17 protein-coding genes and 1 pseudogene are annotated in these 20,782 nt (G+C 31.3%); 7 read left to right on the top strand and 11 right to left on the bottom strand.

Annotated features, from left to right (window positions below; genetic code table 11):
- Positions 1–108 precede the first annotated feature (108 nt).
- Positions 109–843, bottom strand: coding sequence for a polysaccharide deacetylase family protein (locus LGK97_RS04835; protein ID WP_226258615.1), 735 nt, complete (start codon positions 841–843; stop codon positions 109–111).
- 282 nt (positions 844–1,125) lie between these two features.
- Here LGK97_RS04835 and cwlD point away from each other — a divergent pair, with 282 nt between their 5' ends.
- A complete protein-coding gene (gene cwlD, locus LGK97_RS04830) occupies positions 1,126–1,842 on the top strand; it encodes an N-acetylmuramoyl-L-alanine amidase CwlD (protein WP_226258614.1) in 717 nt (238 codons plus the stop codon).
- Positions 1,843–1,933: 91 nt separating this feature from the next.
- On the opposite strand, the gene LGK97_RS04825 is transcribed toward cwlD, so the two are convergent.
- On the bottom strand, positions 1,934–2,428 hold the full coding sequence (locus tag LGK97_RS04825; RefSeq protein WP_226258613.1) for a LiaI-LiaF-like domain-containing protein: 495 nt from the start codon (positions 2,426–2,428) through the stop codon (positions 1,934–1,936).
- Positions 2,429–2,566: 138 nt separating this feature from the next.
- On the opposite strand from LGK97_RS04825, the gene LGK97_RS04820 reads away from it, so the two are divergent.
- Positions 2,567–2,770: a cold-shock protein gene (locus LGK97_RS04820; RefSeq protein WP_226258612.1), complete on the top strand. Its 204-nt coding sequence runs from the start codon at positions 2,567–2,569 to the stop codon at positions 2,768–2,770.
- A 190-nt stretch (positions 2,771–2,960) separates the two neighbouring features.
- Here LGK97_RS04820 and LGK97_RS04815 read toward each other — a convergent pair whose 3' ends face one another.
- On the bottom strand, positions 2,961–4,904 hold the full coding sequence (locus tag LGK97_RS04815) for an NAD(P)/FAD-dependent oxidoreductase (protein WP_226258611.1): 1,944 nt from the start codon (positions 4,902–4,904) through the stop codon (positions 2,961–2,963).
- A 122-nt stretch (positions 4,905–5,026) separates the two neighbouring features.
- Entirely contained in the window at positions 5,027–5,908 is an 882-nt protein-coding gene (locus LGK97_RS04810) for an AraC family transcriptional regulator (RefSeq protein ID WP_226258610.1), read from the bottom strand.
- A gap of 269 nt (positions 5,909–6,177) precedes the next feature.
- Here LGK97_RS04810 and bilR point away from each other — a divergent pair, with 269 nt between their 5' ends.
- The 4 genes from bilR to LGK97_RS04790 all read left to right on the top strand — a co-directional run bounded on the left by bilR (position 6,178) and on the right by LGK97_RS04790 (position 12,697).
- Positions 6,178–8,118: a bilirubin reductase, long form gene (gene bilR / locus LGK97_RS04805; RefSeq protein ID WP_226258609.1), complete on the top strand. Its 1,941-nt coding sequence runs from the start codon at positions 6,178–6,180 to the stop codon at positions 8,116–8,118.
- A 375-nt stretch (positions 8,119–8,493) separates the two neighbouring features.
- Positions 8,494–9,111: an acetate uptake transporter gene (locus tag LGK97_RS04800; RefSeq protein WP_226258608.1), complete on the top strand. Its 618-nt coding sequence runs from the start codon at positions 8,494–8,496 to the stop codon at positions 9,109–9,111.
- Between the two features lie 465 nt (positions 9,112–9,576).
- Positions 9,577–11,055 carry a Na+/H+ antiporter NhaC family protein gene (locus tag LGK97_RS04795; protein ID WP_226258607.1) on the top strand — a complete coding sequence of 493 codons (1,479 nt, stop codon included), beginning with the start codon at positions 9,577–9,579 and terminating at the stop codon, positions 11,053–11,055.
- Between the two features lie 334 nt (positions 11,056–11,389).
- Positions 11,390–12,697 (top strand): UDP-glucose dehydrogenase family protein, encoded by a 1,308-nt coding sequence (locus LGK97_RS04790; protein ID WP_226258606.1) that lies wholly within the window; start codon positions 11,390–11,392, stop codon positions 12,695–12,697.
- A gap of 90 nt (positions 12,698–12,787) precedes the next feature.
- On the opposite strand, the gene LGK97_RS04785 is transcribed toward LGK97_RS04790, so the two are convergent.
- The 5 genes from LGK97_RS04785 to LGK97_RS04765 form a co-directional block, all read right to left on the bottom strand.
- A complete protein-coding gene (locus tag LGK97_RS04785) occupies positions 12,788–13,783 on the bottom strand; it encodes a GDP-mannose 4,6-dehydratase (protein ID WP_226258605.1) in 996 nt (331 codons plus the stop codon).
- Between the two features lie 26 nt (positions 13,784–13,809).
- A complete protein-coding gene (locus LGK97_RS04780; protein ID WP_226258604.1) occupies positions 13,810–14,946 on the bottom strand; it encodes a glycosyltransferase family 4 protein in 1,137 nt (378 codons plus the stop codon).
- 13 nt (positions 14,947–14,959) lie between these two features.
- Positions 14,960–15,964, bottom strand: a complete 1,005-nt coding sequence (locus tag LGK97_RS04775) for a CotS family spore coat protein (protein WP_226258603.1) — start codon at positions 15,962–15,964, stop codon at positions 14,960–14,962.
- A gap of 21 nt (positions 15,965–15,985) precedes the next feature.
- Positions 15,986–17,008 carry a CotS family spore coat protein gene (locus tag LGK97_RS04770; protein WP_226258602.1) on the bottom strand — a complete coding sequence of 341 codons (1,023 nt, stop codon included), beginning with the start codon at positions 17,006–17,008 and terminating at the stop codon, positions 15,986–15,988.
- Positions 17,009–17,171: 163 nt separating this feature from the next.
- Positions 17,172–17,468, bottom strand: a complete 297-nt coding sequence (locus LGK97_RS04765; protein ID WP_226258601.1) for a hypothetical protein — start codon at positions 17,466–17,468, stop codon at positions 17,172–17,174.
- Between the two features lie 167 nt (positions 17,469–17,635).
- Here LGK97_RS04765 and LGK97_RS04760 point away from each other — a divergent pair, with 167 nt between their 5' ends.
- Entirely contained in the window at positions 17,636–18,565 is a 930-nt protein-coding gene (locus tag LGK97_RS04760) for a DUF4349 domain-containing protein (protein ID WP_226258600.1), read from the top strand.
- Between the two features lie 110 nt (positions 18,566–18,675).
- On the opposite strand, the pseudogene LGK97_RS04755 reads toward LGK97_RS04760, so the two are convergent.
- Together LGK97_RS04755 and LGK97_RS04750 are read right to left on the bottom strand one after the other, a co-directional pair.
- Positions 18,676–19,194, bottom strand: a pseudogene (locus tag LGK97_RS04755) (methyl-accepting chemotaxis protein); the annotation flags it as partial.
- Complete coding sequence (locus tag LGK97_RS04750; protein WP_413228418.1) at positions 19,173–20,237, bottom strand: methyl-accepting chemotaxis protein; 1,065 nt, start codon at positions 20,235–20,237, stop codon at positions 19,173–19,175. The gene LGK97_RS04750 and the pseudogene LGK97_RS04755, both read right to left, overlap by 22 nt.
- Positions 20,238–20,782 lie beyond the last annotated feature (545 nt).

Here is a 20,782-nt window from a genome sequence, read left to right as displayed (position 1 = left end):
TAAAATTTGTAGTTAGTCTTTTTATGGTTTAGGAAAAACTCCAACTGTTAATTATCATTTACATAAATCGGAATAATTATGTTTATAATTGGAATGAATATAACATCTTTAATTTTTAAATCTATAATAATATTCTGGAGTATCTTCAGTGATAGTTTTAAAGTCATAATGTAAATCCTTATAATATTTTATGATTTTAGGTAGAGCTTTTACAGTGTTTTTATTATTGAAATTGCAATGCATTAGAATTATGGCCACATTTCCATTGCCTTGAATAATTCGAGAATTTTTAACAAGTTCTGATACACTTAAATTAGGATTTATACCATCATATATATTAACATTCCAATCATAAATTTTAAAATTATTTTTATGAAGGACATCTAAACTTAAAGCAGTTAGGCGTTTAGAACTACCACCAGGAAACCTAATAATCTTAGGAGCAAAACCCGTGACTTCTTTAATTTTATTAGAGGTTTTTGTCATTTCATTAATAAAGTTTTCTGTGCTTTTATATATTTCCTTAAAATTATGACTGTAGGTGTGAAGACCTATACTATGACCTTCATCATATATTCTCTTAAGAATTAACTCTTTTCCTTCGATTTCTTTACCTACTACAAAGAAAGTAGCTTTTATATTTTCTTTTTTTAATATATCCAATAAGGCATCTGAAACAACGTAGGTAGGACCATCATCAAAAGTTAAATAAATCACTTTTCTAATATTTTTTTCAAAAACCGGTTTAGATTGTTGCTCTTTTAAGATGGTAATTTCTGTGATTATAATAGCGCCTAAAAAAAATATAAAGAAGAGAATTGATGTTTTTCTTTTGTGTTTCAAACTTACACCTCCAATACCCACAAATAAGATAATGTAATAAATATATAGATATTACGTAGTTATTCTTTGTTTTTTTTAATATATTATAACAAGTAAGTTTTGTATTTATATATTAAATTTGTTTATAGAATTTTCTAGCTCACAAGGAAGTTAGAGAAAGCGAAGTAAAGATAAAGTTTAAAATTCACTCTTATTTTTCATGTTTCAATATTTTAAATATAAATAAAAAATAAGAATTAACATAAAATACTTTATAAATTAGTTTTTAAGGAGGACAAAATTATGTGCTTACAAAATAAAAAGCATATTCCAAGGATTTTCAAAATATTAATATATCTAATGATTTTAATTTTGTGGAATTTTAATAATGGACTTAATGTTTTTGCAATACCTAATCAAATAGATAGTATTAAGATTATATTAATTGACCCAGGTCATGGTGGCATAGATGGTGGATCAATGTCCCAAAACGGAACAGTAGAAAAGCATCTTAACCTAAATATAAGTCTTAAACTAAGAGAAAAATTAAAGGAGTTAGGATATCAGGTAATTATGACCAGGGAAGTGGATGAAGGACTTTATACAGAAAGTGGAGACATATACAAAATGAAAAAGGAAGATTTAAATAACAGATGTAATATGAAAAGAAACTCAAACTGTGATCTTTTTATTAGTATACACCAGAATTTTTTTGTGGATAGTAGTTGCCATGGGCCTCAGGTTTGGTATTCAAGAAATGAGAAGAGCAGTATACTTGCTCATATAATACAAGAAAATTTTAACCATGACCTAGGGTATAATAAAAGAATAGAGAAAGAGGCAGGCAATGATTATAAAATTCTCAGATGTTATACAAATACCCCATCAGTAATTGTAGAATGTGGATTTATTACTAATTCTAAAGAAGAGGAAATGTTAAAAAATGAAGTATATCAATATAAAATAGCAAGTTCTATTGTAAAATCAATAAAAGAATATTATGATTCTAATAAAGATTGACTCTTAACAAACAGAAATATAAATGTTGAAATTTAGAATTTCAGAGACGGAGAATTTAATTGTAAAGAAAAATGATTTGATGCGCAGCCTCTTAACTAAACATGTTTTTGAAGAATACATATATGCCTAAAAAGATAATTAAGCAAGGAAGCAATAAGTCATAGGTGAGCCAAGTATAAGTATTTCCCAAAAAATTTATTGCAAAAGAAAATGCAGATATAAAGGCCAATAAAAATATAAACAATAGTAAGGTCTTATTTTTTTTAGAAAATAAATAGTATTGAAATAGCCCAATGGCAAGGCCGAAAGTATAAAATGGCCAGGTTTCAGATGAGTATTGCCAGTTTGTTGAAGTCTCAAAAAAAAATAGCAAACCAGTAGTGGTTAAAACTCCACCAAGGACTAATATGGCAGGGTCTTTTTTAAAATAGAAAAAACTTGCTTCAAGTAAAATACCTGGAACGAGGATAAAGAGGGGCCAAAAGTTAGAAAAACTTAAAAAATCTATGCCGTATATTTGGTCAGCTAGTAGTAGAGAGCCCATAAAAATCATGAAAAGTCCAAATAGTGAGTTGCGTTTTTTCATTTTTTCCTTCCTTAAAGTTGCTATTCATAATTATATTGTTTATGTAAAGATTTTATGCATATTAAAAGTATTAGATAGAGATTTATAGCTAATACTATATTTAAACTTTTGGCTATGCAAAAGCAAGGAGGACGTTATATGAAAACTGGTATAGTAAAGTGGTATGATGCAGAAAGGGGATATGGATTTATATCCGCTCAAGAAGGTGAAGATGTTTTTGTTCACCACTTAGCAATAAAAGAACAAGGACCAAAAAAGGATTTACATGAAGGCGAAGAAGTACAATTTGATGTAGTAGATGCACCTAAAGGGCCTCAAGCTATTAATGTTCAAAAATTTTAATTAGATGATCTTCATGATTTTGTTAATTAATAAATCATAATATTAAGCACCATCGTCTAATCTTTTAAAAGTGCTTTGATTTCACTTCATAAAAAATAAAGAGTGGATCTTAACCTTAAATATAGTATAAGATTCACTCTTTATGGATAATTACAACACTCTTTTGAACTATAAAAATGTGGTTACCAGTTTATATACTCTTACCTACTTCAAACCCATCTTTAAGGGCTTGTTTAAACTTCCCAATACAATTCCCATCACCAATAGACTGAAAACTAATACCCATTTCAACTAGTGCATTGGACAGCTGATTGTTCATTGAAGAACCAACTGCTATAACAACGTTATCTATATTTTCTAACCTATACTCCGTTCCATTAACAGAATATATAAGGCTGTCCTCTAATACCCTTTCTACCTTTGCGTTACACAAAATGTTAACACCTTTATTTTCTAATCTTTGAACTAGTAAAGAACGACTAAGTGAAGTATCATCTAAAATAATATTATCTCTCATTTCAATAATAGTTACTTCTTTATTTCTTGGATGTCTATCTTTAACTAGTGGTGCAATAAAATCTGCTGTTTCACAACCTACTGAGCCACCACCAATAATAACTACATTTTTACCTATACAAACCTTGCCAAGTAATACATCAGGTGCCGTAGACGCATGTTTGTGTCCTAGCAAGCCTTTAGGCATAATTGGAGTAGCACCTGTTGCCAATATAATTTCGTAGCCTACATAATCCTTTTTAATATCTGCTGCTGTTAATGTTTTCTCAAGTAAAATTTTTACGCCTGCTTTTGTAGTTCTATTTATAAAATACTTAAGGGCTTTGCCAACATCGTTTTTGGCAATGGGATATGAAGCTGCTACCATTTGCCCTCCAAGTAAAGTGTCTTTTTCTACTAAAGTTACATCGTGACCTCTCTTAGCTGCAATATATGCTGCTTCTAAACCAGCAGGACCACCTCCAACTACTAATACTTTTTTTTGAATTTCTGCTTTGGTCAAAGTATCTTCGTTTTCAATTTCTAGTGAAGGATTAATTCCACAAGTAATATGATCTGTAATCATAACACTACTTAAACAATCAAGACAACCAATACATGGTCTAATTTCGTCTAATCTGCCTTCCTTTGCCTTATTAGAGAATTCAGCATCACACAAAAGTGCTCGTCCTATTACGGCAATATCAGCCTTTCCATTTGCAATCATTTCCTCAGCAACCCAGGGTTCATTCAGCCTGCCTACTGTACCTACAGGTATATTTACATATTTTTTTATTTCAGAAGCAGCTTTTATATGGCTACCTTGAATGGAACCAGCTGGTGTAATGGAACTTGCCCTATGTACTGTAGTTCCACCTGATACATGAATCATATCTACACTAGCCTCTTCTAATTTTTTTGAAATATAAATACCTTCTACTAAAGCCTGACCACCAATTTCGTAATCATCACCAGAGATTCTTACAATGATAGGGAACTCTTTACCGCAAAGTTCTCTTACTTTTGCAATTACTTCTAATAACAATCGTATACGGCAGTCAACATCTCCACCATATTCATCAGTTCTCTTATTATATAGTGGAGATAAAAAACCACCTAATAATGCATGTGCATGCGCTGCGTGAATTTCCACTGCGTCACAACCAGCTTTTTTTGCTCTAAGTGCTGTCTCTGCAAAATTATTTATAATGGCTGGAAGTTCCTCTCTCTTAAGTGCTCTTACAGGTTTTGTCATGTAATATGGTCCCACAGTTGAAGGTGCAATTAATTGTGGGGTATCTGGGTATGAAATTGCCATATATGATGGATGTAGCAATTGCGGTGCAATTTTTCCTCCGTACTTATGGACTTCTTTAGTTAATTTGCTCCAACCTTCAATATAGCTATCATCTTGCAAGGTTAATGTACGTGAAATATACTTATAAGTTGGCTCAGTCATGACTACTTCTGTAATAATAAGTCCTACGCCACCTTTTGCTCTACTAGCATAATGATAAATCATATCATCTGTTACATACCCATCCGCAGATGCAAAGTTTGTGGACATTGGAGACATAACGATACGATTTTTTATTTCTGTTTGATTAATTTTAATTGGAGAAAATAAATATTTGTACATAAAACAACCACCCCTTATTAAGTATTCGTTAAAAGTCTAACATAGTTATAGCATAGCACTCTCACTTGATATAACAATATAGTTATCATTTTTTAAAATACATAATTCGGTATGCATAGGGGCTATTTGGAACCTCTCATATTTAATTCATACTTCTTTGGGTTAGTACCTGTAATTGCTTTAAATGTATTACTAAAGTGATAAGGTGAGGAAAATCCTAGCATAATACCAACTTCTTCAATAGAAAATTCGTGAGTTCTCAATAATTCTTTTGCTTTTTTAATTTTAAATTGGATAACATATTTACTTGGAGAAATACCTAGAACCTCAATAAATGCTTTGTATAAATAACTATTGCTTGCGCCAATGCATTTGCATAAGTCATTCATTTTTATTGCCTCATTTTTGTGTTTATTAACATAATGGAGGGCACTATTTACAACGTTTACTTGTTGTTTATTGTATTTTACTTCATGAATTTCAACTGGATTTCTTTTTTTTTGAACCCGAATAATTTCAACGATAATTCGTAATAATCCGGAAGTAATGATACTAAGATAACCAATCTCTGCTCTTTCTTTTTCCAAATGTAGTTTTTCAAACATACCTTTTAATTCACTATACTCTTCTTTAAGTATGACTGGACCATTGCAAGTAAGTACATTACTTAGTTGTGCTTGTAAATAAGCAGGTTCTATATCAAAGTGAATAGAGTAATATTCATATTCTTCATAATCTTTGTTTATTGATGTTACAAGACTAAAGGGCTCTAAAACCAGCATACTACCTGGACTACATACATATTCTTTGCCATTTATGGTGGTTAGAGATCCTCCTTTGGAATAATATAAAATTTCAAAATCTGAACTTGTATAATCCAATCTAGACTTATGAGTAGAGCACCATTTGCCATAACTATTAATGACATAGTGGATACTTCCTAGTAAAACACTTAAATCTTCCTTTTGCTGCTTACTAATATATTTTTCAGTATCTACATACATAAAGCACCCCTATTCTAATTTACATCTTTAATTTATCTAATGTAATATTAATGGAAATCAAATCTTTCTCTTTGGGTTAGTGTTATATTCTAATTATATTATAGTAAAAAGGTATATTCCAGCATTAAATAATATATCAGATTATGTATGTTTTTTCTTGAAATGTATAACGATAATTCCTCCGTGCTATGATAAGATTAACCTTAGAATAGTTGGTAATATTTTAACAATATTATTAAAATAAATATTATATAAAGGGAGAGATTATTTTGAAATTATTTGAACCTATTATTATAAAAAATGTTACATTCAAAAATCGTATTATGTTTCCACCTTTAACAACAGGATATGAGGAAAGAGATGGGTCTATTGGAGAGCAAAGTCTTAACTTTTATAAAAGAATTGCAGAAGGAGGCACAGGTTATATTGTTATTGGGGATGTTGCACCTATAAATACCTTTGCACCTACACCAAAGTTGTTTCATGATGGTCAAATTGAGAGCTTTAAAAAATTAGCAGATGCAGTTCATGAATTTGGTGCTAAACTTGGTCTACAGCTGTTTCACCCGGAATATAATGTTGATGCATTGATAGAGTTATTTAAAAAAGGTGATGCCTCAGAAATACGTGCTAAGCTTCATCATGATATGGAAAATTATGTTCAAGAGGTTACAGAGGAAGAATTGCTAGCAATTATTGATAAATATGCGGCTTGTGCAAAACGTGCTGCTATAGCAGGTGTGGACGTTATTGAAATCCATGGCGATAGACTTGTTGGGGCGTTGTGCTCTACAATTTTAAATAAGCGAACAGATAGCTATGGCGGATGCTTTGAAAATCGTGTAAAGTTTGCCCTTAAATTAGTAGAAACAATAAAGGAAGCTGCTCCAGATTTATTAATTGAATACAAACTATCAATTGTTTCAGAAATTGTTGGAAAGGATGAAATGCGTGGAAAAGGCGGCGTATGCATAGAAGAGGGAATTAAACTAGCTAAATTACTGGAAGAGGCTGGGGTGGATATGCTTCATGTTGCCCAAGCTAACCATACCGGTAATATGGGAGATACAATTCCTGCAATGGGTACACAACCTTATGGGTTCTTTGAAAAATACTCAAAACAAATAAAAGAAGTAGTATCTATTCCCGTTTCTACAGTTGGCCGTATTTTAAATCCAGATTACGCACAAGCAATGCTAGATAGTGGTTCTTGCGATATGATTGGCATAGGTAGAGGACTTTTAAGCGATCCTGACTGGGTAAATAAAGCACAAGCAGGAAATGCATCTCATATCCGTCAATGCATTATGTGTAACAAAGGCTGTACAGATGCTATTCAAAACAGACAATTTGTTTCATGTGTACTAAATGCAGAAAATGGTTATGAATATAAAAAATCAATTTCAGCTTCTGAAAGTCCAAAGAAAGTTGTGATAATTGGAGCTGGTCCTGCTGGATTAGAAGCTGCTAGAGTTGCTGCTGCAAAGGGACATAAAGTTACACTGTTTGAAAAATCACTAAAAATTGGGGGACAATTAAATATCGCTTCTGTTCCACCAAGAAAGAGTGAGATGCTAAGAGCTCTAAATTACTTAATGAATGAAGTTTCTACACTAGGAGTTGATATAAGATTAGGGAAATCACCTACTTCTAACGACATCCTAGCATTGGAAACGGATCACGTAATTATTGCAGCCGGTGCTGAAAATAGAATAATTCCTGTTGAGGGATTTGAAGGTAAAAATGTATTAAATGCATGGAAAGTATTATCAAGTGAAGAAATTTGCCATGGTAATGTTGTGGTAATAGGTGGTGGCCTGGTTGGTGCTGAAACTGCTGAACTCCTTGCAAGCCGTGGGTGCAAAGTTTCAATTATTGAAATGTTAGACACCATTGCCAAAGATGAATCCACCTCAATTCGTCCTACATTATTAGAAGAGTTTGATAAATATTCAGTAGATATTTATGCAAAACATACTGTAACTAAGATTACTCCTAATGCTGTATTTTGCAAGAATGAAAGCTCTGAAGAAATTGAAATTCCATGCAATTTTGCTGTTATGGCTGTAGGCGCAATGCCAGTTTCTTTTGATACAGTGGCATTAGATAATGCACATATTCCATATACATTTATTGGGGATGCTATGCAGCGAGCTTCTGATTTAAAAAATGCAATAACTACAGCATACGATGCTGCAAATGCAATTTAAGATATAAATAACTTCTAGTTGTGGCTACAAACTTAGGGAAAGTAGCCATTAAGCAAAAAAAGTGTTACTACTAAAAAAGTATAAAAATCCTTTTTTAACAAGAGGATTTTTATGCTTTTGTGCGCCAGGCATGGTGCGCAAAAAGAAGTTTATACAAAACCTTAGCGTACACAATTAAAACTTAAAGATTTTTCTAAGAGAATTATACCATAATATTATAAAGCATATACTAGGTAAAAATAAGTCTACAAAATACTACAAAACCTTTGACAATATGATATTTTTCTGTTATTTTCATATAGGAATTATTATTTTTAAAGATAATAAAAGCTATTTTATCATTATCTCATTTAGAGAAAAACAAGGAGGAAATTTATGACTACCAATGAAACACAAAATGTAAGGATAACAAATGCAGATCCATCTGCTTTAGGGCTATTTGGGCTTGCAATGGTAACACTTGTGGCATCTTCACAAAAACTTGGACTTACAGATGGCGTATCTTTTATACTGCCATGGGCTATATTCTTAGGTGGATTTGCTCAATTATTTGCATGCTTTAATGATTCAAAACGTAACAATGTTTTTGGAACTACAGCTTTTGGAGGTTTTGGATTCTTTTGGCTTGCGGTTGGAGCCTCATGGCTTATTAAAGCAGGAGTATTTGGTCAAGCCTTAGCATCAACTGTAGATCCAAAACAATTAGCATTTGCATATGTAGGGTACTTGATTTTTTCATTATTCATGACTATAGGTGCTGCAGAAACTCATAAGGTTTTATTTACAATATTTGTACTTATTGATTTTCTATTTATAGGATTAGCACTTAGTACTTTTGGAGTTATGCATGATTTTTCACATGGTCTTGCAGCATACTCTGAATTATTAATTGCACTATTTTCTTTTTATGGATCCGCTGCTGCAGTTTTAAACCCTCACTTTGGAAGAACGTTTCTGCCAGTAGGAAAGCCTTTTGGTATATTTAAAAAGTAATTTATTAATAAAAATTTTAGAAGGGCAATGTATGCCCTTCTTTTTTTGTAAGAAACTATTGTTCTTGTGCACCTGTACAAATACAATATAGTAGTTTGCACGTTTCAACTTGTTAATAAGTTATCAAAGAATTTATGAATATGCTAAAGATTAATGACATTACTTATAGCATCATTTTACATTTATCAAAATATAATAAATAAGTTATGTTTAAAGTCAATGAATGAAGGGGTTTATAAGGAAATAGATGTATTTAATGTTCATTATTAGTACTATATGAATCAAAACGAGAGTATTACATAAAATTACATTAAGATGACTATTTTTTATCAAAGGTTATCAAAAATAATTGAATTATTCAGAAATATAGTATATAATAGCTATTGTACGAAAGAAAGTTTATGTAAAGCTAAAAACCATGTAACTTTATGTAAACGAAACCAAACTTGAATGGGGGACTTATAAATGGTAGCTTTACTAAAAATATCACCAGTATTTGTAATGGCAGGACTTATGATATCCGGAATGAATGCATTACTTGCAGCACCAATTGCGACAGTTTACGCAGCTTTAGTTGCAGCATTGACATGTAGATTTAAATTTAATGACATTGTTGATGCAGCGGTAGATAACGTAAAAGAAATGCAATTGGTTTTCTTTATATTAATGCTTGCTTATGCAATGGCTGAAGCTTTTATGGCAACAGGGGTTGGAGCAGCAATAATTAATATGTCATTAAATCTTGGATTAACAGCAAGAACTGTTGCAGTAACAGGATTTATGGTAACAGCAATACTATCAGTAGCAACAGGAACGTCATGGGGAACGTTTGCAGCTTGCGCTCCAATATTCCTATGGCTTAACCACATACTAGGTGGTAATGTATTACTTACTACAGCAGCAATTGCTGGTGGAGCTTGCTTTGGAGACAATATAGGTCTTATTTCGGACACCACTGTGGTAAGCTCGGGTATCCAAAGAGTTGAAGTTATTCATAGAATAAGACATCAAGGGGTATGGTCTATTCTATGTTTAGCAATAACTGCAATCATTTTCTACGCAGTAAGTGTTGGAATGGGACTTCCAACCACAGCTGGTAGTGCAGGAGATGCAATAAATCAAATTCCCAAAGAAGTATGGACATCACTTCAAGAAGCTAGACCTTCTGCAGTTGAACTTTTAAATCAAGTTAAAAGTGGAGTTCCGGTGTACATGATAATTCCATTATTAATTGTACTTGCAGTAGCAATTAAGGGTCTTCCAACTCTTGCGTGTTTAGGACTTGGAATAATAGCATGTTTAGTCCTTGGACTAGTAGCGGGAACAGTACAATCAGTATCTTCGTTCTTAGATTTAATATATACAGGATTTGAAGGTGCAGGTTCATGGGTTATTGTTATGATGATGTGGGTTGGTGCCTTTGGTGGTATCATGGGTAAAATGCAAGCATTTGCTCCATTATCAAATTTAGTTTCTAAAATTTCAAGAAATGTACGTGAACTTATGTTTTGGAATGGTATGTTATCAATTTTAGGAAATGCTGCATTAGCAGATGAAATGGCACAGATAGTAACAGTTGGACCAATAATTAGAACTTTACTTGAAGATAACGTAGAGGGTAGCGAAGAAGATATGTATACATTACGTTTAAGAAATGCTACTTTTGGAGATGCACTTGGAGTATTTGGATCACAACTTATTCCATGGCATGTATATATAGGTTTCTATGTGGGAATAGCTACAGCAGTTTATCCACTTCACCAGTTTGTACCACTAGATATAATAAAGTATAACTTTATGGCTATGGTAGCAGTAGGGTCATTATTACTGCTTACGTTAACAGGACTAGACAGATTTATACCATTATTTAAATTGCCAACAGAACCTAACGTTAGATTAAAGAAAAATATTAAGACAAGCAGTAAAGAAAATTTATCTGCATAATCATAAAATTTTAAAAATATATAAATTAAGCAAAGCACTATATTGTAAATATGCAATATAGTGCTTTTACTTTAAAACTATTTTATAAGGAAAGTCTTCAAACTACATTAAGAAATGGATGAACTTTCACCAATTCATGAATCTCCTCATATAGTATTTATATACGAAGAAGCATGCTTTGAAATGAAATAAAAATAAGTAAGAGTATGTCCTTCATTAATAAACACAATTTATCAGAGAACAATTAGTTTAGAGGTTACGAAGGAAAATGATGATATACAGGCAAATGTAGAAGAAAAAAATGTGATACTATAAAAGAGGAGAATGTGATTTTATGAATATATGCGTTATTGGAGCTGGTTATGTAGGGCTTATAACTGCATTATGCTTTGCTAAAAAAGAAAATAAAGTAATTTGCGTTGAAAAAGATTTAGATAAGTTAATTATGCTAAAAAGAGGTACGCCAACTATATTTGAAGAAGGTTTAGATGAGTTATTAAAAGAAGCTTTAAGTACAAATAGTGTTCAATTCACCCATGACATGGAACTGGGAGTTAGTTCTTCAGATATAATATTTATTGCTGTTGGAACTCCAACAAAGGGAAATTGGGATGTAGATATTAGGCAAGTGGAACAAGTGATAGATTCAATTTCACTATATATTGACAAATATAAAATAGTTGTAACTAAAAGTACAGTTCCAGTAGGTACTCAAAAACATTTAAAAAGAAGATTGTTAGAAAATCATGTACCGAAGGAATATTTTGATGTGGTTTCTAATCCTGAATTCTTAAGAGAAGGTAAAGCTATACATGATTTTTTCTATGGTGACAAGATAGTGATAGGCTATGAAACAGAAAAATCAGAACAAACAATGAGGCAGCTGTACGAACCATTTAAAATAACAATGGTATTTACGAATCCTGAAACAGCAGAGCTGATTAAATACACCTCTAATGCTTTTTTATCTGTAAAGATTTCATTTATGAATGAAATAGCTAATCTTTGTAATAAAGTTGGGGCAGATATTGATGTAATAGCCTATGCTTTAGGCCTTGATCAGAGAATTTCACCATTATTTTTAAAAGCAGGCATAGGTTATGGGGGAGCTTGTTTTCCAAAGGATACAAAAGCTTTAGTTAAAATATCTGAAAATCATCATTGTGATCTTAAAATTATAAGAACTACTGTTGATGTAAATGAAAAACAGAGAGTTTTACCAGTGAAAATATTAAAAGAGCATTTTAAAAATCTCCATGGCAAAACTATAGCGATTTTAGGATTAACTTTTAAGCCGGGCACAGATGATATTCGTGAAGCACCATCTATATATATAATTAAGGAGCTATTAAGAAATAAAGTTAAAGTGAAGGCATATGACCCAATGGTTACAAAAGATATAAAAAGTATACTTCCTGATATAGTTTATAGCCAAGATATGTATGAATGTTTAGAGGGTTGTGATGCAATGATAATTTGCACAGAGTGGAGTGAATTTTATGACATGGATTTAAATAAGACTAACGAACTTATGAAGGAAACAGTAATAGTAGATGGGAGAAATGTGCTCGATATTAATAAAGTTAAAGAAGCTAATATAACAGCTTATTACTCCATAGGAAAAGGAAATATTAAGAAATGAGTTGTTTACTAATAGTAGGCTGGTACTTTTAAGTTAAAGTACCAGCCTTATTTTCAGCAAATTTACAAGACTACATAAATTCACATATTTTCATTGTAAATTCAAATTTAAGAACCACCTAACGAATTTTGAAATTCCATCATCAAATTTTATAACCGGGTTGTATCCGAGAATTTCCTTAGATTTAGAAATGTCAGCGTAGGTTATTGCTACATCTCCAGGTTGCATAGGTAAATATTCTATATTAGCTTTAACACCAAGTTCAGATTCTAATCTCTCAACTAGATAACGTAGCATAATAGTATCAGATCTGCCTAAGTTAAAGATTTCATACTTGTGGCTACCTATACTTGACCAGCTAATTGCTTTGTCTATTCCCTGAATTATATCATCTATATAGGTGTAGTCTCTTTCCGAAGTCCCATCTCCAAAAATAGAAATTTGTTTTTCTTCTGATATAAGTTTTGTAAACTTATAAATTGCTAAATCAGGTCTTTGCCTTGGTCCATAAACAGTGAAAAACCTTAAACAAGCTATATTAATTCCATATAAGTGACTATAAACATGGCATAAAAGTTCCCCGGATTTTTTAGTGGATGCATAAGGTGATATTGGGAAGTTTACAGAATCTACTTCAGCAAAGGGAAGTTTTCTATTATTACCATATACAGAAGAAGAGGAAGCAAAGATAAACTTATTTATACCGAATTTATTACAAAGGTCTAATAAGTTTAGTGTTCCACTAACGTTTACTTCATTGTATAAAATCGGGTCTATGATGGAGGGGCGAACACCTGCCATAGCTGCAAGATGAACTACAAGGTCTATTGTGTATGAACTAAATACTTTTGTTAAGAAGTTAATATCTCGAAGGTCGCCTTCTTCTATTATTAAATTATCATCTGGAATATTATTTATTTTCATTAAATGTTTAATTTCTGTAATATTTGATCTTTTTATTTTAGGGTTATAAAAGTCGTTAAAATTATCAATTATGACTATTTTATGATTGTTTTTTATTAAATAATCACAAAGAGTTGAACCGATAAAACCTGCCCCTCCAGTTATTAAAATTGAATTATTCAACGTTACACCCCTCAATCAACCTAAATTTATTTTACACTATCAAAAAGTTTTAATAAATCATTAGCTAACCTATTAAAGTTATATTTCTCCAAGGCTATTTTTCTACCATTCATCCCTAGTCTATGGGCTAAGCCTTCATTATCAAGAAGACGAACTATATTTTGCTCAAGCACCCTTGGATTATTATAATCGTTCATAACATAACCATTTACACCTTCTTGCATTACCTCTGCATTTCCCCCACGATTGGTGGTTATAATAGGTAATCCAGCAGCCATGGCTTCATAGTGAACCCTTGCTAAAGGTTCCTGCCACTGCGACATACATACGAATACATCTCCTATGCTATAGTACTTTGGAATTTCATTAGGACTTAAGAAGCCTGTAAAGATAACCGGTCCTTTTAGTTCTTTAGATAATTTCTTTAACAATTGTATATAATCAGTACTTTCATTTCCACCATACCACTTGCTTCCTATAATCATTAGAGCAGTATTTGGATGTGATTTCATAACAGAATTCATAGCATCTAATACAATATGGTTACCTTTTTTTGGCGTCAATCTGCCTATATTCAATATTGTTTTATAATTTTGAAGACCATATTTTGCACGTAAAATATTTCTATAGGAGCTCTTGTCATCCTCCCAAATTGGGTTAAATATATTACAGTCTACTGCAGAATATACAGGGCGAAGTTTACTTGCGGCAAAAGGATATAACTCTTTTACTCCATTTGCAATAAACTGACTTACTGTTGTAATGAAACTTACTCTATTAATACATGCAGTGGCTAATTCGGGATTGATTTTTTTATGCGGAAACATTTCATTATGCAAACTTAAGCTAAATGCACAAGTCAAATCTTTACTCAAAAATGGAACCCAGCGAGGTCTATTAAATACATGCACTAAATCAAAGTCATTTGTAAGATAGGGTTTTATTCCTCGTACATACTCTTCTGTGGTACTTGCAGGTAACCTGATATATTTTATACCATCTGCAGAATTTCTGCTTGGCAACTTAGGATCTTGTATACAAAACACAGTTATTTCATGATGCTCAGATAATATAGGTAGGACACCTTCAAGATATACTTGAACTGCTCCACCATTAATAGGAGGGAAGGTAAGTTTCTCTGTACAAATAAAAGCTATTTTCATAATAACACTCCTCTTAAAGCCATCTCTGCAAAATAGAAAACTTATTTAGTTCGAACCTTGAAATAGAAGAAATCTTGTCACTTTCTATTGCTTTAGGACTTTTATGCAAAGTTTTTACAAGTCCAAAAAACCAGTGAGGGAACATTAAATCAATTTTTAAAACTTTTTTTAAATCAAGTGATAGAGTAGTATTTGTTTCATAATATTTCAAAATGGATTCAAATATATTTGGATTAAAATTTTGAGACTTCATCATCCTTTTACCAATAATTTTTCTTAAATCTCTAATGGATAAGTCATAGGTAACACCGTCTAAATCTATTACAGTAGATCCTTCTTTTGATAGCATTACATTTCCAGTTCCATAATCTTGATGACATAAGCAGGAATCCTTTTGATTAATGCTACATAAAGAACTATAAGGCGAATCATTAATTAAAGTAATTGATTTATTGCAAACTTCTATAATGGGGTCTATATGCTTTATATAGGTGGAATAAGATGGATTATTAGGTGTTTGTATGCAGAGTTCTTTTATTTTTAGCATTCTATTTTTCATGGATTCATATTGAACTGGCCACTTGCCGAGTTTTGAAGATATTATTGATGTAGTTGGTGGAACATATCCTATTGAGTCAATATGAAATTTGGACAATGCCTGCAAAGCTAAAGTTAAATCTTTTGGATTCTCTAAATTCATATCTCTTCCATCAACCCAACTATATAATACAAATAATTGTTCGTTAAATTGTGTAATGGGGCTTCCTTTAGAATTAAGATGGATTCTTGGCACATTACCGCCATTATTTATTATATATATTTGAGCATTTACTGAGAAAAGTGCTTCTTCTAATGAATGTTTCAAGCGCTTGAGACATAAAGTAGTACCTTTATAGGAGAATTTCCATAATGTTTTCAGACCCTTACTTTGTAATATTTGTAAATTTTGAGGTGTTATATTGTATTCTAGAAGAACTTTTCTTCCAAGTTCTAAATAATTAGTTGATTCAGTTTCCATAATAATGCCTCCTATATTAGCCTATGAAGGAATAATTTTTTCAAAATTTTGTAGAATGGGTTCTATAGACTTTTCTGTTTTTATCATTGTATTTAATTTTTGTACATATCTATCTTCAGTCCAGGAAGCTTCGCGTCCTTCATAGTATTTACTCATTATCCCAATGAAGAGATGAGGGAAGGTTATTGTTGGTTTAAGGACTTGCCATTTCCAAGATTCAAGAGGATTTATATTGTTATACCATTGTAGCATTTGTTTTGTTAGGGCTAAGTCCCAGGTGCCCCGCCTTTTCATTACTTTATTTAAAAATTTTCTTATATCTCTTATCGGCAAATCAATGCTAATAGAATCTATATCTAAAACAAATATTTCTTTTGATTTTGTAAGAATTAAATTTCCAGCGGTGAAGTCTTGATGACAAAGGCAGTTTAAGTTTTTATCAGATTCAACCCATTTTTCATATCCAGACTTTTGATTTTCAGCTATAGCTAGTTGCATTCTTTTGTAAAAGTAAGGAAAGGCGTTTATGATAATTGATTCAAATTCCGAATGAGTAGATTTTGAAAGTTCCATGTCATAAAAGCCTTTTGTTTTATTCATTTGATTTTCAAATTCTTCCTTTTGAAGTCCTAAATGAGTTCTTATCTTACAATCAGTGGGGGGAACAAAATTTTTAGAAGCATAGTGAAAGTTAGCTAATTGTTCTACAATAATTTTTAATTCTTGGGGTTTGTCCTCATTTGGAGTAACTCCAGGTATGGCATCACTTAGAACATAGCAACAATCTATTCCTTTTATATATCTAGTGTTTTGTTTTGTTTTAATGATTTTAGGAAGTTTAACTTTGTTGTTACCTAAATGTTCTACAGCTGCAAGTATGAATTCAAGAGTTTTAGCGGAGCAGGAATGTTTTTTTAAAATTTTATCACCAGTTTTTGTTTTTATCCACCAAACTGCTTTTTTTCCTTTATTGCATTCATTTCTTATATTAGTAACCGCAATATCATATTGAGATAATATTAAGTTTATATTTTCTTCTTCCACAAGATAACCTCCTTTTAATTCTATAAAATGAAAACAAAGCCCTGAGGAGCTTACTTTTGCATTAAGGAAAAGAAAACTAATTTAAAATAGTATTAGTTAATAGATGAATTTAATAAATACTACTTTTATAAGGCATCCTCAGAGAATGTTTCTTAAAAACTAATTAAAACTCAAAAGGATTATCCTCATCCTCTTTTAAATCTTCTTTTAAATCTTGTTTTAGATCTTCTTCAAAGTCTTCAATTCCTTCTGGTTTTTCTCCCCATTTAACTTTAATTACAAAATCACCATAAGTTTCATCGCTATCAAATTTAATTTGATAATCTAATTCTTCATTGTCTGGGATTAAAACAGGGTTTCCCTCTATTTTGAGTTTTTCCTTGAATAATCTAACAATTTGATCTTTTAAGAAAAAGTAAAACTCTTCTTTGTTTCCAGTAAACTTTTCTCTAGAATTCATGCATATACACCCCTTTCACTATAATAGTATTCCGATTTAATTAAAAAGGTGATAAGAATCATGTATATTTTAAGATATAATTACATACTTTGAAAAAGTATGCGACTTTAATACATAACATACGTATATAACTATATATAGGAAAATTTACAGGGGGGTTAAATTTTATGAAAAGGAAGTCTAAAAATATAATAGCAATAATAGTAGCAATTATTTTAATCAGTGTTTTGGCTATAGGGTGTGGTAAAAAGGGAACTGCAAGTAATGAAAATAAAGTGGGTATGCCAGTTCCACAGGCTGATGCAGGTTTCGGAACAAACGGTAATGTAGTGAAAGATGATGCTAAATCCAATAATAATTCTACGGTAGGGAAGGAACATACTCCTCTTTCAAGCAATTCGTTAGAGGGTCAGGGTAAGATAATACGAAATGGAACAATACAGATGGAGACTTTAAACTTCGATGAAACAGTAGAATATATTTTAAGTAAGACCAATACTGCTATGGGATATGTTCAAAGTTCAAATGTATCTGGTAAAAGCATTGAGTCGAAATCGTATGAAGAAAGAAGAAGGGGTCAATTTACCTTAAGGATCCCTAAGACAAAGTTTGATGATTTTATATTAGATGTTGGAAAAGTAGGAAGCATTACAAGTAAGCAAATTTCATCTGAGGATGTAACAAGTGCATATTTTGATACTCAGGCACATTTAAAATCTTTAAACATTCAAGAAGAAAGACTGATAGAATTATTAAAGAAAACTGGCGAACTCAAAGATATAATTGTAGTAGAAAAGGAATTAACTAGTGTTAGATATGAAATTGAAGGTTTAACTGGAAATCTTAAGAAATGGGATAATCTTATAGATTTTTCTACGCTAAGTATAGAATTAAGTGAAGTCTATGACATCAAAGAAGATCCTGGTTCTTTTGGAGGAAAAATTATAAATGGATTTACTTCCTCTTTAAAATCTTTACTTAATTTTGGAAAAGATCTTGTTGTAGTAATATCAATAAGCATACCTTATTTGGTGATTTTAACTATTATACTTTTAATAGTTAGATTCGTTTATAAACGTAGGAAAATAAGCAAATAGAATTTAAAGCTCCCATTAAAACAAAGTGCGCAGTAATACACTTATGCTTTAATGGGAGCTTTTTTATAAAGACAATTCCTTTTGTAGAGTCTATGGATGTATCTTATATGCTAAATTTTAAATATTTTAATACTATTTTGAAGATCTACAGCCATTTCTTTTAGCCGTCTAATTGAAGAGGACATCTCATCGATGGTGCTTGATTGTTCTTGGATAGATGCAGCAACTTCCTCTGTAGCAGCGGCACTTTCTTCTGAAACCTTAGTTATGTTTTCTGAACTTATTGCTAAGCTTTCAGTAATTTCATTTGAATGTAGTATATTATTAGTTACAACAGTTAGCTTGTTTTTAGTAACCTCAAATGCTGCAATAATTTCCGTAAGTGAATTATCAACATTTTGCACATTAATTGTGCCCTTTTGGGTTTCTAAACTGCCTTCTTCAATTGAAGATAGTGCGGTTTTAGCATTTTGCTGAGTGTTTTGTATAAGTTTTTTTATGCTATTAGAAGACTCCATAGTTTCCTCAGCTAGTTTTCTTACTTCTTCAGCAACAACAGAGAAACCTCTTCCAGATTCTCCAGCCCTTGCAGCCTCAATGGAAGCATTTAGAGCAAGTAATCTACTTTGTCTTTTATAACTTTAATTTGAGTTATTAGATCATTCATTTTAGCTCGTCCATCATTTGCTAAAGAACTTGTCTCATCTGCATTTTGAGAAACACTAGTTATTTCTTCTTTAATAGTATCCATATTATTGGCTATTTTTATAGTGTTCTTTGAAATATCTTCTGTAGCAATAAATTGCTTTTCTGAACCATGTGCCAATTCTTGGGCTGCTGAAGCAATTTGATTTGAAACCATGGAACTTTGTTCTCCTGAATGTAACAGATGCTCTGAAGAAGATAATAACATTGTAGAAATATCACTAATCTTTTTAGTCACGTTACGAAGATTAACAATCATTTCATTGAAGCTTATGCTTAAAAGACCTATTTCATCTTTAGATTTTACCTTGATTTCTTTTGTTAAATCTCCATTAGAAACATCATTGGCAAGTGTTACTAAGTTTTTTAAGGGATTAATAAGTTTTGAAACTAACAATACTAGTAGTAATGAACCTAATATGAAAGAAACAAGTGTTATTAAAAATGAACTTGTTAATACAGAATTAATGGCAGACTGAACATTTCTCATTGAAACACCTATATCCACAGCACCTATATGTTGTTGATTTTCATAAATAGGTACTAATACATCGTAAACTCTCTCAACGTCTTTGTACATAAAAATAGAAGAATACTCTTTGCCATCTTTAGCGGCAGAAATACTTCCTTCATCCTTTAGTACATTGCCAATTCGATCCTTTTCAGTGTGTGTAAGTACTTTCAAATCCTTTCCTATTGTTAAAGCATATGCAATGTTTGTGTCCTTTCCTAATTCATCAATAAGTGATTGAGTACTTACGGAAGTAAGAATAGTGTTAACTGTATTAGCAAGAATTCCAACTTGAACAAACCCACCACTAGGTGTTGCAACAGCACCGTATTTATAATAATTATCCTTTAAGTTTCCACTTTGACGGATTTCTTCAATAACTTCAGTTTTCTTATCTTTTATAATTTTTTGAACTGCATGGTCTTCTGGGTATTTATATTTTAAGTTGCCTGACATGTTTGAAAAGATAATAACTCCATTTGCATCAGCTACATTAATCTCGTCAATATTTAACTTTTTAGACACGTTTACAAGATATTCATTTGAAACATTTGGAGTCGTACCAATAAGATATGCTGAACTAACAATTTTTTCGCCTAGTAGAGTGTCAAGTTCCTTTGAAACAGTTTGATTAGATGAAAGTCGTTCCTTAATCTGACTAACAATTATGTTTCCATCAGTCTTCATTTGAAGCTCCATTTTATTCTTTACAATTAATACCATAATAGAACAAAAAATAATTAAGGTTGTTAAAAGTACTAAAAGTGAAGAAGCTACTATTTTCACTTTTAAAGATAAATGCTTAGATTTTGTTTTGTCTTTAGTTTTGTCTTTAGTTTTCATATTAAATTATTCCCCCTGCAAATTCTTGATTAATACTTGAATTGATCTTTAATTAAATTACCATTATATTTGTTGTTATATTTATACAATGCTATATCAATATAATACAAAATGCGACTTAATGCAATGAAAATAACTGTATTTTCTATAAATTTAAA

It is taken from the genome of Clostridium sp. CS001, from assembly GCF_020443565.1.
Lineage (GTDB): Bacteria > Bacillota > Clostridia > Clostridiales > Clostridiaceae > Clostridium_AD.
Note: the sequence above shows the minus strand (reverse complement) of the source record. Positions and strands in the feature narration are given on the sequence as shown.